The sequence below is a fragment of the Microcystis sp. LSC13-02 genome (genome assembly GCA_002282935.1).
Classification (GTDB): domain Bacteria; phylum Cyanobacteriota; class Cyanobacteriia; order Cyanobacteriales; family Microcystaceae; genus Microcystis.
The window spans coordinates 16290-30247 of sequence record MTBT01000105.1 but is presented as its reverse complement, the minus strand read 5'-3'; the positions used below and the strand labels follow the sequence as shown (position 1 = coordinate 30247).

Sequence of the window (13958 nt, the reverse complement as noted above, 5' to 3'; positions counted from 1 at the left end):
TTTAGAAACTTTCGGAATTTTTGGGTTAGAAGTATGTTGTCTTGGCATCTTGTCTGTTGATTTAGCATAAAGGGTAACGAAGAGCCAAAAAGCAAAAGATTATCTTCAAAGAATAAGTTTTGTTGAGGCTCGTTTTCTAAAAGCTGATTGAGTTTTACTTTTTCATGTTCCATGGCAGCTTTACCGAGATTTTTGAGAGTTCTTTCGATAGAAGCTGGCGAGGTATCTTTCCCTAAAAACTGTGAGAATAAGGAAGGAGAACCCACAAAAGGATACCCACTGGCAATGAATTCTCGATCTCTGATGGTGATAATACCTGCTAGGCTATACTTTCTGGCAATCTCAACTTGAATTGCCGTTGTTAAATTAACGTTGGGATATTTTTCTAGGTCGATTTCTTTCAAGTTAACTTGGCCGACGTTAATCTTGCTCAGAAGTTCAATGATCGAACGATTGGCATATTCTTGAGATTTAAGATTTTTCATACTATGCCAAATTTGTATTAATCCCATTTCGCCGATGTAAGGATTAATTTTTCCCTCTAAAACAAGTCCCATAACCCTAGTAGCTTCACTGTTAAGAGTCGTCTGATTTCGTAATAAAAACTCTTCCATCAGATCAGCGTCAATTAAGACTTTTGGAGCTTGAGAATTGTTATCTTTTGATTGGAATACCTCTAAGTTATCCAGAAAAAAATCAATATTTATACTGGGATGAGTAGTTACCTTATGCAGACTAAGCTTGATTTCGTACTGCACAAAATCATCGGATTCGTTTTCGAGATTATTTCTCAAATCCCAAAGTGTTTTAATCACTTGAGGATCAGGATATTCTCCTAATTTCCTTATGATTTCAGCACGGTGATCGCTGTCCTGTTTATTGTCTAGTTGAGCTAACAACCCATTAATAATGTCAGCACGGCAACTGGCGGATGTTGTTACCTCACACAATGACTCTGTGTTTTCCATTTTTAAATTAATCTCCTTGATTGGTGGTTTTCTCATCCGCACTAATTTTGTCTGACAGTAAAAGACTGCTCTGATTGAGAATTTTCAGCGTAGCGTGTTGGCAAAACTCTCACTGATTCATCGTCATTAATGTCAACACAATAGCCCTTTTTAAAAAGAATCCTTCTTAGAGAGGTAATTCCCAGACGATCACTGTCATCTAACTCAAGGTAATCCTTAAGATGGGATCCTAGATTTTTGTTGAAATCCGCGTTCAGATTTTTTTGGCTATGATTGAACATTTCAGCCAGGTCATCCGCAGAAAAAAGACCTGTAGCCGCCAGATAGAAAATAATTTTGTATTTTTCAGATAGAAAGCGTTGAATAATATTTTGTTCGATTTCTTCCAACAAAGCTTCTAGCTTGCGGATATCCAAACCACAGTTGCTTGCTTGCCTTTCGGCATCGGATAGTGATGGGGGAGTTGACAAGGTTCTCTTCATGGCTGTATTTTCGAGCTAGTTAGCATATTTTGAAATGGAGTACCAACAATTATTGTTTAATAATAGTAACAATTGTTGGTTTAACTTGGCAACAATTGTTGGTTGAACGCTTATCTCTAATGATATATGTTAAGGAGGAGCCTATTGAAAGCCACAAACTTGGCCATGAAAGCACTTAGCCACAAAACGGAAGATTTGAGGATCGCCGATGTCTCATCCGATTACCCCGATCAATGGATGGTCGTAGAGATCACTGGTCGCGACAAATATGGCTGGCCAGAGAAAGGTAAGGTTATTGGGTATTCAGACGATAAACGTAAGCTTATACAAGAAACTAAACATTTGAAGGGAGACTTGTATTTGTTTTATACAGGTCTTGTTGACGGTGGTAGGGTTGCTTAAAAATGTTAGAATCTATACAAAAAACACAATCTCCTTTAGCTTTGGCCTCTCCGTTGGCAGCTGCCATTAAACGAGGCGAAGAAGCGAAGAAACGGTTCCTATCTAAGCAAGGAGGAACCTTAACCAGCAGCGAGGTTTGTAGTGTTTTAGCCTGTAGTTCTTTGGAATTAGAAACTATGAGGCTCAATCATCAGGTTTTAGGTTTATCTGTCAACGAGGAATTGGTTTATCCGGCTTGGCAATTTATTGATGGCAAAGTTTTGTCAGGTTTAGACCAAGTGTTAGCCGTCTTAAAAGAAGACGGTGCTTGGACACAAATGCTCTTTCTGCTTACGGGTGATATTCGTTTAGAGGGAGCAACCCCGCTAGAAAAACTCCAAAAGGGAGAAATCGAGCCAGTGGTTTGGGCTGCTAAGTGCTACGGGAGTCATAGCGCGGCGTAATGGGTTTGCCTCCTTTTCCCCTCCCACCAGACGATTTTAGTCAGCGTCAATTGCCCGTCATTGAAACCCCAGGCCCCTGGCTAAGATTAAATAGGACCGGACACCTTTCTAGTCTTCATTTTGACCGCAGTGGTAGCGGTCGTTTCGATGGACCCAATCAGGGCTATGGGCTTCTCTATGTGGGTGATGAGTACAGTACCTTTATTGAATGTTTTGGGCGAACATTTGACGGAGCCGTAACCGTTACAGCCCTAAGAAATAGAAATCTTTTTAGAATTAGAAGCGATCGCGCTTTACTGTTGGCCGACTTAACGGGGCCGGCCCTTGTTCGTATAGGAATAGATGCCCGCATTTCTTCCGGTGATTATGAATATTGTCGGACTTGGGGGCGGGCAATTTGGGGACATCCCCAAGGAGTAGATGGGATTAGATACCGTTCTCGTCATGATGATAGTGTCTATTCCGTTGGGCTTTTTGATCGGGTTAGAAACCATTTGCAAGAAGACAACTTAGGTAATTTATATGATGATAATCCATCCTGTTTAGATAAAATTTTGGAGCATTATGATTATGCTCTTCTTCAAGAATAAGTATCTTTTTGCAATTAGACGCAATCTCCCCTATTCAGAACGGCCAAGTGTTAGGGAATTTTCTGTTAAGTTAATAGCAGCCCACTCGTCGCAAAACTTCACTGATCACTGATCACTGATTACTGATTACTGATCCTCTTGCCCTATTTTGGTAAAATCAACTATAATGGGGAGAAGTTAATCTTTGCCAAGCTTGAGCAGACTTAAACTAATCCCTCAGTGAGCAAGCAATTAGATCCTATGCTTAAAATTGCCCTTTTTGGAACCAGTGCCGATCCTCCCACTGCCGGTCATCAAGCCATACTAAAATGGTTATCGGAACAGTACGATATCGTTGCGGTTTGGGCTGCCGATAATCCCTTTAAAAATCATCAAACCAGTCTCGAACATCGTCTGAGGATGTTAAATTTGCTCATCGGGGATATTCAACCCCCAAGGGATAATATACAACTGCGACGAGAATTAAGCGATCGACGGAGCTTAATTAGTGTGGAAAAAGCGCAAGCAATTTGGGGAGAACAGGAGGAATATACCCTAGTCATTGGTTCGGATTTAGCCGGACAAATTAGGCACTGGTATCGCAGCCGAGAATTGCTAGAAAAAGTCAAAATTCTCGTGATTCCTCGTCCTGGCTATCCTATTAATCAAGATGATATTGAACAACTGGAAAAATTAGGGGGTGATTGTCTGATTGCCGATGTCTTTGCTCCGGCTGTATCCTCAACAGATTATCGAGAAAAAGGCGATAAACAGGCTGTTCCCGCACCGATTAAAGATTATATTGAAGGTCAAAAACTTTACGCATGAAGCTGCCAAATACCCTAGCTAATAAATCTGGTTCTTCGTTACTTGGTATGGTTCGATCAGGGGGCAGAAATCGGCTAAAATTGGCAAAAATCGAAGCAATGTCTTTCTATATAAGGGTTTCACCCCTTATAACTCCCGTCCATTGCATAACACAAACCGAAGAACCATAAATCTCTAGCTGATTTTAAAGTCGGAGTTGATAACGTGATCTTTTCCGTTGATACCCAATTAAATCGGCTGCTAGTGCTTCTGATTAAAAGACGGGAAGAACCCTTTAGTAATTACTGGAGTTTACCCGGTACTTTAGTGAGAAATGGGGAATCACTGGAAACGGCAGCCTATCGAATTTTAGCCGAGAAAATTAGCGTCAATAATCTCTATCTAGAACAGTTATATACTTTTGGCAGTCCAGAGGGAGATTTCCCAGCAGCGGCCGAGAGTTTTGGGAAACGTTATCTATCGGTGAGTTACTTCGCTTTAGTGCGGTTTGAAGAAGCAAAATTAATCACTGAACGGGATTATAATATCACTTGGTATATGATTGATAAAGTGCCAAATTTAGCCTTTAATCACGGTCAAATTTTAGCTTATGGCTGGCGAAGATTACGCAATAAAGTAGAATATAGTCCCGTCGCTTTTGAGGTTTTACCAGAATTATTTACTTTAAATGATCTTTATCAATTTTATGAGACAATTTTAGGTAAAAATTTTAGTGATTATTCCAACTTCAGAAATCGGCTCTTGAAATTAGGATTTCTCAAAGATATGGGTTTAAAAGTCTCTCGTGGTGCTGGTCGTCCTGCTAGTTTATATCGCTTTGATGAAGAAGCTTTTGCTCCCTTTAAAGAGCAACCGTTAGTTTTTGTTTAAATAGGAAAAAATATGAGAATTGCTATCGCTCAATTAAATCCCATTGTTGGAGATATCGAAGGAAATGCCGAAAGGATTTTAGAGGCCGCTCAAACGGCATTTAATCGGGGAGCGGAATTACTTTTAACCCCGGAATTATCCCTCTGTGGTTATCCTCCCAGAGACTTATTATTAAATCTGGGTTTTGTTGAGAAAATGTCTCGACAATTGCAATTATTGTCCCAAGAATTACCAGAAAAATTAGCTGTATTAGTCGGTTTTGTCGAAAAAAATACCTCCGCAACAGTCCGGGGAGAAAAGCCGTTATTTAATAGCATAGCTTTGTTAAAAAGTCAAGAGATTAAACAAATTTTTACTAAACGTTTATTGCCTACCTATGATGTTTTTGATGAGGATCGTTACTTTGCTTCCGGGAAAGAAAGTCAATATTTTCAACTAACAGAAAATAATTTTAAAATCGGTGTGACTATCTGTGAAGATGTTTGGAATGATGAACAATTTTGGGGTCAGCGTCAATACGCGGTTAATCCCATCGCCGATTTAGCTAATTTGGGAGTGGATTTAATCGTTAATCTTTCCGCTTCTCCCTACAGTGTCGGTAAGCAAAAATTGCGAGAATCTTTATTATCCCATAGTGCCACTAGATATAATTTACCTATAGTTTATGTCAATCAAGTGGGAGGTAATGATGATTTAATTTTTGATGGTGATAGCGTTGCTTTTAACAGACAAGGAGAAGTGATTTATCGCGCCCAAGCATTTACTTCTAGCCTAGAATTGATCGAGTTTAATCAAGATTTGTTACCCGCAGTTATTCATCCTTTACCCATCGATGAAGATGAGGAAATTTATCGAGCTTTAGTCTTAGGAGTGCGAGATTATGTGCAGAAATGCGGTTTTAAACGGGTAATTTTTGGCTTGAGTGGTGGCATTGATTCCAGTTTAGTTGCCGCTATTGCCACCGACGCATTAGGTAAAGAAAATGTTCTCGCTGTGATGATGCCTTCTCCCTATAGTTCAGACCATTCCATTAGCGATGCCGTAGCTTTAGTTAATAATTTAGGTATCAAAAGTGAGAAGTTAGCAATTAAAGAAATTATGACCGCTTATGATCAACTTTTAGAGCGGCTTTTTGCTGGGACTGATTTCGGTATTGCTGAAGAAAATCTTCAGTCACGCATTCGCGGTAATTTATTAATGGCTCTCTCTAATAAATTCGGGCATTTACTATTATCCACTGGCAATAAATCAGAAATGGCGGTGGGATATTGCACCCTCTACGGTGATATGAATGGTGGTTTAGCAGTGATTGCTGATGTGCCGAAAACCAGGGTTTATTCCCTCTGTCGCTGGTTAAATCGGCACGGGGAAATTATTCCCCTTAATGTGATTAATAAAGCTCCTAGTGCTGAATTAAAACCCAATCAGAAGGATCAAGATTCTTTACCTCCCTACGAGATTTTAGATGCTATTTTAGCACTATTAATCGATCGCCATCAATCCGCCGAACAAATTATCGCCGCCGGTTTTGAGCCTGAAATTGTGCAGAAAGTGATTAAATTAGTTAAAAATGCCGAATTTAAGCGCAAACAAGCTCCCCCTGGTCTAAAAATTAGCGATCGCGCTTTTGGCACTGGTTGGCGAATGCCCATTGCTAGTCGCTGGGGTTAGGGACTTTTTCAGTTATCAGTTATTAGTTATCAGTTATCAGTTATCAGTTATCAGTTATCAGTTATCAGTTATCAGATTTGAGTTTTCAAGTGAACAGTGTTAAATAGAAGTTTCCTACTGTCTTTTCACTGTTTACTGTTTACTGATTACTGGTCACTGTTTACTGTTTACTGTTTACTGTTCACTGAAAGGGGTATTCGTGAGAGAGGAAGGGTAAAGGGATTAATTCTCCTGTTGCCTCGCCGATTTGTACTTTTAAACCCTCTCCTCCCGCTTTTGTTTTCACATAACCCAAGCCAAAATCCTCCAGCACACTGGTGAGTAAACCGACTTTTTGCGCTTCTAAAATAATCGGGGTATTGCTGGGGACGGGTTGGCTGAGTTTTATGCCCCAAAGTCTTTGTTTTATGCCTTTATAGGTGTTGAGACGGGCGATAGTTTCTTGACCAATATAACAACCCTTATCAAAAACGAGCGCTCGCCATAAACCGGCCTCTAAAGGGTTATAATCTTCGGTTAATTCTCGATCGACTGCCGGTCGGCCCTGATGGATTCTCAGGTATTCCCACACCTGTGCATCTGCGGGAGTAACGCCATTTTTTATTAAATTTTCCCAGAGGGGACCTGCTTCGGCGGCGGCAACGATTAAAGTATATCCGGGTAGGTCTAAGCCGGTGCCGACGGCCAGTCTCAGGGGGGGGTCAGAAAGGAGATAATGACTATGCTGCACCCCCGTTAAAATCTGCTCTGGAATGCCTATTTTTTGCAGGTATTGCCCGCTTTCAGTACCAATTAGGGTGAAAATGCCAAAATTATCGGTTAAGTCGCTAATTTCCACCTTATCGAAGGGGAAAATATAGCGATCGATCAATTCCAGTAAAAATTGACGACGTTGGGGAGAAACGAGGATGAGGAGGGAATCATCGCTGGCGTAAACTGTGACAAAATCGAGGGTACGACCGGTAGAGTTAAGGAAAATTGTCTCACAACCCTGACCCGGTTTCAGGCGCTCGATAGCGTTACTGGTTTGATTGTGGAGAAAACGCAGTCGGTCTTGGCCTTTTAATTCTAATAAACCCCAATCGGAGCGATCGATTAAAATTGTTTGGGATGCTAAATTTTGGGGATCATTACTGTAATTTTTCAGAAAATTAGCGGCATACTCTGCCTTGATCGTTTCTAACGCTGCTTTCATTGGGGTAAATTAGCGAATAATCGGTTAATAATGCGCTCGGTTTTCGTTTCCAAACTCTGCCAATCTAGTTCACCGGTGGGATCGAGGAGACTGGTATCGATGACGACGCTCTCTCCTTCATCGGTGGGATAATCGAGAAAACAGACTTGAAAACAAAGTTCCCAAATATTTACACTAACGGAGCGATCGAGATAAGTCAAACAGAGCAGATAACTGGGATAGGGATCTTGAATTTCTGTATAGGTTCCTTTCCAGAGGGAATTTTCTAACTGTTTACGCAGATTATCCAGCACCCGAATAAATGCTGGTTGCATTAATAATTGTGCCTGTTCCCAAGCAGTAATATCTTTAAATTTTGGATTCATCTTATCAGTGATCAGTTATCAGTTATCAGTGATCAGTTATCAGTTATCAGATTTGAGTATTAAGTGGGGGGATACCCCTGCCACTCTTGATAAGGGGGGATCTGGCAATTTTTAACACCCACCTACTTATTAAGTGAGCAATATTAAATAGACAAAGACATACATTTCAGCCATAGAACTATTTTGTTTCACTCTTGGAGATGTCTAATGGCATTAAAAGTGCTGTCTTTTCACTGTTTACTGTTTACTGGTTACTGGTTACTGTTCACTGTTTACTGATAACTGATAACTGATAACTGATAACTGATTTAGGCTGTTACTAGGGTTGCTTCCTTGGCTGCCATCATTTTCATCAGGTCTAACATCCGGCAGGAATAACCCCACTCGTTATCGTACCAAGAGACGACCTTAAAGAAATTGGCATTAAGTTGAATACCAGCTTTAGCATCAAAGATACTGGAACGGGGGTCGGTGATAAAGTCACTCGATACCACTTCCTCATCGGTATAACCGAGGATACCTTTCATTGGTCCTTCGCTGGCGGCTTTCATCGCGGCGCAGATTTCCTCGTAACTGGTGGCTTTTTCGGTTTTAAAGGTTAAATCCACCGCGGAAACGTTGGGAGTTGGCACACGGAAGGCCATACCGGTTAATTTGCCTTTTAGGGAAGGAATAACTAGGGTTACTGCTTTGGCTGCTCCCGTGGAGGAGGGGATAATATTTTGACCCGCGCCGCGACCACCGCGCCAATCTTTTTTCGATGGACCATCAACGGTGGGTTGAGTGGCGGTCATCGAGTGTACCGTGGTCATTAATCCTTCCGCTAGTCCGAAGTTATCGTTAATAACTTTGGTGATCGGGGCTAAACAATTGGTGGTACAACTAGCGTTAGAGACGATCAGATCCTTAGCGGGATCGTACTCATTGTCGTTAACGCCTAGTACGATAGTACGAACTTTGTCGGGATCTTTGGTGGGTGCGGAGATAACCACCCGTTTGGCCCCTGCTTCTAGGTGTTTTGCTGCCCCTTCCGCGGTGGTAAATAAACCGGTGGACTCAACCACATAATCGGCCCCGGTTGCACCCCAGGGCAGTTGAGCGGGGTCTTTGATGGAGTAACAGGGGATAAACTTGCCATCGACGACGATGCCATCTTCTTTTGCTTCTACCGTACCTTGAAAACGTCCGTGGGTGGAGTCGTATTTGAGCAGATAGGCAATATTATCGGAGGGGACGAGATCATTAATACCAACAAACTCGAAATCAGGATTTTGGATACCCGCCCTAAAAACGAGGCGACCGATACGACCAAATCCGTTGATAGCGACTCTTACTTTTGTCATGAAAAAAACTCCTTTGCAGCTGCGATAAGCTTAGGCACGATCAAGAAAAAAAAAATTTGAGAATTGATTGGCCTGTAGAGAATCACTATACATACTAATCAGCTTTTATCGATCGCTAGATGAAGTATAGAAAGATTTTAAGTTTCAGTGCTTCAAAAGCTCTCCTAGTAGTCCCCACCACCGGCATCGAGAAAGCCTAATTAGGCTCTTCCCGACAAACTAAGGCGTGACTTTATGGTATTCTGGGAAAAGCTGACATTAAAAAATCATTAAAAGTTTTCCGGGAATTTATTGTTCTCTAAGTTAAGAAGACATTAATTTTCCTTTAAAATCCATTTAAAAACCCCGCCCGACTGACATAAATTAGCCAAGCCGGATCAGTAAAATATAGTTTATTTTAATAGTTTTTTGCGCCACAAAAGGTTAGACTCTTGATTACAGTTTGAAAACTGACCGAGGGTTAACCCTCTCGATAATCTGGAGAAATTGTCTATCAACTCTCTTAATCTCATCGTTCATTGATATCGGAGAAATATTCATGGTATTCGCACCAGAAAGACCCTTAACAGAACAAAATCCCCTTTCTCAAGACGAACTCTATAAAACCCATGCCTATTGGCGCGCTTGTAACTATTTAGCTGTAGGTATGATTTATCTGCGCGATAATCCCCTGCTCAAAGAACATCTTAAACCCGAACACGTTAAGTATCGTTTGCTCGGTCACTGGGGAGCAAGTCCGGCCTTAAGTTTTACCTACGTTCACCTCAACCGTTTAATCAAAAAATACGACCTCGATGTGATTTTTATGGCCGGGCCTGGCCACGGGGCGCCGGGGGTACTCGGTCCGGTTTATCTAGAAGGAACCTATTCGGAAATTTACCCCGATAAAAGTCAAGATGAGGAAGGATTACAAAAATTCTTTAAACAATTTTCTTTTCCCGGTCACATCGGTAGTCACGTCACCCCCGAAACCCCCGGTTCTATCCATGAGGGCGGCGAACTAGGTTATAGTGTTTCCCATGCCTACGGTTCTGTTTTTGACAATCCCGACCTAATTACGACCGTGGTGGTGGGTGATGGGGAAGCAGAAACCGGTCCTTTAGCCACCGCATGGCACTCGAATAAATTCCTTAACCCGATTCGCGATGGTGCGGTACTGCCAATTTTAAACTTAAACGGTTATAAAATCGCTAATCCCACCATTCTCTCCCGTATTTCGACGCACGAGTTAGAAAGTCTCTTTGTCGGTTACGGTTACACTCCCTACATTGTCGAATGTAAGGAAGATGAAGACCTCATGCACTGCCATCAAAAAATGGCCGCTACCCTAGAACACTGTATCAATCAGATTCGCTCCTATCAACAGGAAGCTCGCAGCACGGGTATTGCTAAACGTTACCCCTGGCCGATGATTATCCTCCGGTCTCCCAAGGGTTGGACAGGGCCGAAAAACGTTGATGGTCATAAAGTAGAAGGATTCTGGCGCGCTCACCAAGTCCCCATGGGTGCCATGCAGGAAAACCCCGAACACTTGAGAAAATTAGAGGAGTGGATGAAAAGCTATAACCCGGAGGAATTATTTGACTATACCACGGGTAAATTTAAGCCAGAATTTAAAGAACTCGCTCCTATTGGTCATCGTCGCATGAGTGCTAATCCGCACGCTAACGGCGGATTGCTGCGTAAAGACCTAAAAATGCCAGATTTTCGTCAATATGCCGTAGATGTCACCCATCCGGGCCAAGTGGAAGCGGAAAACACGGGAGTGATGGGGGTATTTTTGCGGGATGTAATGCGAAATAATATGACTAATTTTCGCGTTTTTGGTCCCGATGAAACTGCTTCTAATCGTTTAGCGGCTCTCTATGAAGTGACTAAAAAAACTTGGTTAGCTGATACCTATCCGGAGGATTTAGATGGTAGCCAATTATCTCCCGATGGTCGGGTGATGGAGATGCTGAGTGAACATACTTTAGTCGGTTGGTTAGAGGGTTATTTATTATCCGGTCGTCACGGTTTATTTCACTCCTACGAAGCTTTTGCTCACGTTATCGATTCCATGTTCAACCAACACGCTAAATGGCTCGATATCTGCAAAAATCATGTGCCTTGGCGTGCTTCTGTTTCCTCTTGGAATCTCTTATTATCCTCGGTGGTTTGGCGGCAGGATCACAACGGTTTTAGTCACCAAGACCCCGGTTTTATCGATTTAGTAACCAATAAAAGTGCCGACGTGGTGCGGGTTTATCTTCCCCCCGATGGTAACTGTTTATTAAGTGTGACTAATCACTGTCTCAAGAGCAAGGACTACACTAATATTATCGTTGCTGATAAACAGAAACACCTGCAATACTTGACTATCGAGGAAGCAATTAAACACTGCACCAAAGGTATCGGTATTTGGGATTGGGCCAGTAACGATGATGATGGAACTAATCCCGATGAACCAGATGTAATTATGGCTTGCTGTGGGGATATTATCACTAAAGAATCTTTAGCGGCCACGGCAATTCTGCGAGAGGAATTCCCTTACCTAAAAGTTCGCTTTATCAATGTGGTTGATCTGTTTAAATTACAGTCGGAAAGTGAACACCCCCATGGTTTATCGGAACGGGATTTTGATAGTTTATTTACCACTGATAAGCCAATTATCTTTAATTTCCACGGTTATCCTTGGCTGATTCATAAACTTACCTACCGTCGCAGTAATCAAGAACGTATTCATGTGCGCGGTTACAAGGAAGAAGGGAATATTAATACTCCCCTAGAATTAGCGATTCGTAACCAAGTTGATCGTTTTAATTTAGTAATTGATGTCATCGATCGCGTGCCGAAATTAGGTTCTGCTGCTGGTCATGTGAAAGAACGGATGAAAAATGCTATTATCGATAATCTCGATTATGCTTTTACCAATGGCATCGATAAGGACGAGATTACTAACTGGAAATGGCCCTATTAATTAGGCTAAGAAGTGGTTTAGGTGATGATAATTTATTGGTTTACCGATAAATTTCATCTTCCTATTCCACCTAAAGAAAATATTCTTGATTTTCTACAGGGTGAGAGCATCTCAAAAGCTATTGACAATTGGCCAATTTTGTGATCCGCATGGGCATTTCAGGTGATACCAGTCAATCAGAATAGTTACGAAATCTTAACAATTGAGATGGCAAATTCTCCTCAAATATGCCTGAATCGCCTTCTGGTTAAGCAACTCACACAAAGTTCATTTTGTCAAGGATTGTTAAGATGCGCTTGCCCTGAGGTTTTTACCGTTGAAAAGGGTTAATTAGATTTAATTTACTAAGCCAATTAAAATCATCAATATTGCGAGTTACAATTGTTAAATTATAAACGAAAGCTGTTCCCGCAATAATGGCATCTCCTAGGGACATCTTTCTGATTTGTTTTAAAGTTACTGCTTGGTTAATTACAGGTTGAGAGATGGGTAAGATTTGAGAAGCATTAAAAAATTCTTCAAAATAAACTTGATCCTGATGAGTTAACCGATGGTAGCCTAAAACTTCCAGATAGGATAAAGCAGAGACATAAGGAGAATTTTCTGCAATAAACTCCCGGAGAAACTCATTTTCTAATTGAGCGGCATGGATAATAATATTGCTATCCAATAACATGATTTAATCCCGATAAGGAAGAGAGCGATCGCACCTATTTTGTTGTTGCCACTGTTGGGTATCAACATCAGTAAAAGTAGTATTATTAGCAATTTTTTTCAAAGCATTGGCCATTTTCTGACCGTTAGATCGATTTTCACCAATGATATTTTCTTCTAATAAGGTAATATAAACATTAACAGGATGTTCGGAGTTGATTTCAGGGGTTTCATCAAGCCATTGAAGGGTATTATTTTTCAAAATTGCTTTAAAGGTTTTTAGCATAGTTTTCAATGGTACAGGATAAATGATTCAGACTAGCCCTAACCCGATTTTAACACAAAATCAACCCAACAAACTCCCCTGACCTCAATCTTTTAAATTAACGTCTTTGGATCATTTCATAATCAAAAGTTCATTACCAGATCGAAAGAATTACGCAAAATGGTGATAGTCACTTTACCTGTTTTTAAGGGAGGCTAATTCCTCTGCGATGACTGGGTGAAAATTAATCATTAAATCAATTGATAACAAGCAATCGAGGGTTTTACTATCGCGTTAATGTACCTAAAAAACTAGCTATCACTTTATTTTAGCTCTTGGAAATAAAATTAAGATAAAGCGTACTAGAATAGATAATTTCTTCGTTTTAAAAAACGCCTTCAATCATCTATTTTAATAAATGTTCTATTTCTTCATCTGTAAAACCAAATTGTCTAAGAATTCGTAAAACATAAGCAGGGGACATTTCTTTTGCACCTATATCGATAGGAACGATTCGACGTTGATTATACAATACTCTACAATATAAACGATGATCACCTTTTCCTTCTCGATAAAATTGACAGCCTCCTTTTTCAAGAATTTTGATTAGTGCTTTGGGTTTAAGAGAAGGAATATTTTTAGGCATAAACTTTTCTGAGTTCGTAAGTTTCGGGAGTTTCAGAATCTCCCACAGTTAAAAATTCATGAAGTTCGTCTATAGGAATAGGACTGGTATAGATATTGGCTTGATCATGATAAATTTCCCAAAAAGATTCAATCGCTTCTTTTAGTTTCTCAATAGCTTTTTCCTGAGTTTCTCCTTGTCCAACTAATCCATTTTCAAGACATAATGAAACCCAATAATCTGCACTTTTTCTCAGAATAACGGTATAAAAGTTCATGGTGATTGTTCCGTTGAAATTTTAATCGTGGATTAGAATTTA

Annotated in this window: 15 protein-coding genes and 1 pseudogene; 7 read left to right on the top strand and 9 right to left on the bottom strand. The window is 40.7% G+C overall.

What is annotated here, in order from left to right; all coding sequences use genetic code 11:
* Together BGL89_RS06490 and BGL89_RS06485 are read right to left on the bottom strand one after the other, a co-directional pair.
* The coding region (locus BGL89_RS06490) for a HEAT repeat domain-containing protein (RefSeq protein WP_286824984.1) at positions 1 to 968 on the bottom strand (968 nt) is incomplete at its 3' end.
* 41 nt (positions 969 to 1009) lie between these two features.
* Positions 1010 to 1450, bottom strand: coding sequence for a hypothetical protein (locus BGL89_RS06485; RefSeq protein ID WP_286824983.1), 441 nt, complete (start codon positions 1448 to 1450; stop codon positions 1010 to 1012).
* A 144-nt stretch (positions 1451 to 1594) separates the two neighbouring features.
* On the opposite strand from BGL89_RS06485, the gene BGL89_RS06480 reads away from it, so the two are divergent.
* The 6 genes and pseudogenes from BGL89_RS06480 to BGL89_RS06455 all read left to right on the top strand — a co-directional run bounded on the left by BGL89_RS06480 (position 1595) and on the right by BGL89_RS06455 (position 6233).
* On the top strand, positions 1595 to 1852 hold the full coding sequence (locus BGL89_RS06480; protein WP_286824982.1) for a hypothetical protein: 258 nt from the start codon (positions 1595 to 1597) through the stop codon (positions 1850 to 1852).
* A 2-nt stretch (positions 1853 to 1854) separates the two neighbouring features.
* Positions 1855 to 2295: a hypothetical protein gene (locus tag BGL89_RS06475; RefSeq protein WP_286824981.1), complete on the top strand. Its 441-nt coding sequence runs from the start codon at positions 1855 to 1857 to the stop codon at positions 2293 to 2295.
* A complete protein-coding gene (locus tag BGL89_RS06470; RefSeq protein WP_286824980.1) occupies positions 2295 to 2885 on the top strand; it encodes an RES family NAD+ phosphorylase in 591 nt (196 codons plus the stop codon). Before BGL89_RS06475 ends, BGL89_RS06470 begins: the two co-directional genes overlap by 1 nt.
* Positions 2886 to 3125: 240 nt before the next feature.
* A complete protein-coding gene (locus BGL89_RS06465) occupies positions 3126 to 3692 on the top strand; it encodes a nicotinate-nucleotide adenylyltransferase (protein WP_286824987.1) in 567 nt (188 codons plus the stop codon).
* A gap of 165 nt (positions 3693 to 3857) precedes the next feature.
* Positions 3858 to 4562, top strand: a pseudogene (locus BGL89_RS06460) (NUDIX hydrolase); the annotation flags it as partial.
* Positions 4563 to 4574: 12 nt separating this feature from the next.
* Positions 4575 to 6233 carry an NAD+ synthase gene (locus BGL89_RS06455; protein ID WP_286824979.1) on the top strand — a complete coding sequence of 553 codons (1659 nt, stop codon included), beginning with the start codon at positions 4575 to 4577 and terminating at the stop codon, positions 6231 to 6233.
* Positions 6234 to 6414: 181 nt separating this feature from the next.
* On the opposite strand, the gene ygfZ is transcribed toward BGL89_RS06455, so the two are convergent.
* The 3 genes from ygfZ to gap form a co-directional block, all read right to left on the bottom strand.
* The gene (gene ygfZ / locus BGL89_RS06450; protein ID WP_286824978.1) at positions 6415 to 7428 is read right to left on the bottom strand and encodes a CAF17-like 4Fe-4S cluster assembly/insertion protein YgfZ; all 1014 of its coding nucleotides are present in this window, start codon (positions 7426 to 7428) and stop codon (positions 6415 to 6417) included.
* Positions 7425 to 7793: a hypothetical protein gene (locus BGL89_RS06445; protein WP_286824977.1), complete on the bottom strand. Its 369-nt coding sequence runs from the start codon at positions 7791 to 7793 to the stop codon at positions 7425 to 7427. Before BGL89_RS06445 ends, ygfZ begins: the two co-directional genes overlap by 4 nt.
* 308 nt (positions 7794 to 8101) lie before the next feature.
* The gene (gap, locus tag BGL89_RS06440) at positions 8102 to 9136 is read right to left on the bottom strand and encodes a type I glyceraldehyde-3-phosphate dehydrogenase (RefSeq protein ID WP_286824976.1); all 1035 of its coding nucleotides are present in this window, start codon (positions 9134 to 9136) and stop codon (positions 8102 to 8104) included.
* Positions 9137 to 9674: 538 nt separating this feature from the next.
* Here gap and BGL89_RS06435 point away from each other — a divergent pair.
* Positions 9675 to 12095, top strand: a complete 2421-nt coding sequence (locus BGL89_RS06435) for a phosphoketolase family protein (protein WP_286824975.1) — start codon at positions 9675 to 9677, stop codon at positions 12093 to 12095.
* Between the two features lie 310 nt (positions 12096 to 12405).
* On the opposite strand, the gene BGL89_RS06430 is transcribed toward BGL89_RS06435, so the two are convergent.
* From BGL89_RS06430 to BGL89_RS06415, 4 genes are all read right to left on the bottom strand, one after another.
* Complete coding sequence (locus BGL89_RS06430) at positions 12406 to 12771, bottom strand: type II toxin-antitoxin system VapC family toxin (RefSeq protein ID WP_286824974.1); 366 nt, start codon at positions 12769 to 12771, stop codon at positions 12406 to 12408.
* A gap of 3 nt (positions 12772 to 12774) precedes the next feature.
* Entirely contained in the window at positions 12775 to 13035 is a 261-nt protein-coding gene (locus BGL89_RS06425; protein ID WP_286824973.1) for a hypothetical protein, read from the bottom strand.
* A gap of 385 nt (positions 13036 to 13420) precedes the next feature.
* Positions 13421 to 13660, bottom strand: a complete 240-nt coding sequence (locus BGL89_RS06420; RefSeq protein WP_286824972.1) for a type II toxin-antitoxin system HicA family toxin — start codon at positions 13658 to 13660, stop codon at positions 13421 to 13423.
* A complete protein-coding gene (locus tag BGL89_RS06415; protein ID WP_002737641.1) occupies positions 13653 to 13916 on the bottom strand; it encodes a type II toxin-antitoxin system HicB family antitoxin in 264 nt (87 codons plus the stop codon). The genes BGL89_RS06420 and BGL89_RS06415 overlap by 8 nt, the downstream gene beginning before the upstream one ends.
* Positions 13917 to 13958: the final 42 nt, after the last annotated feature.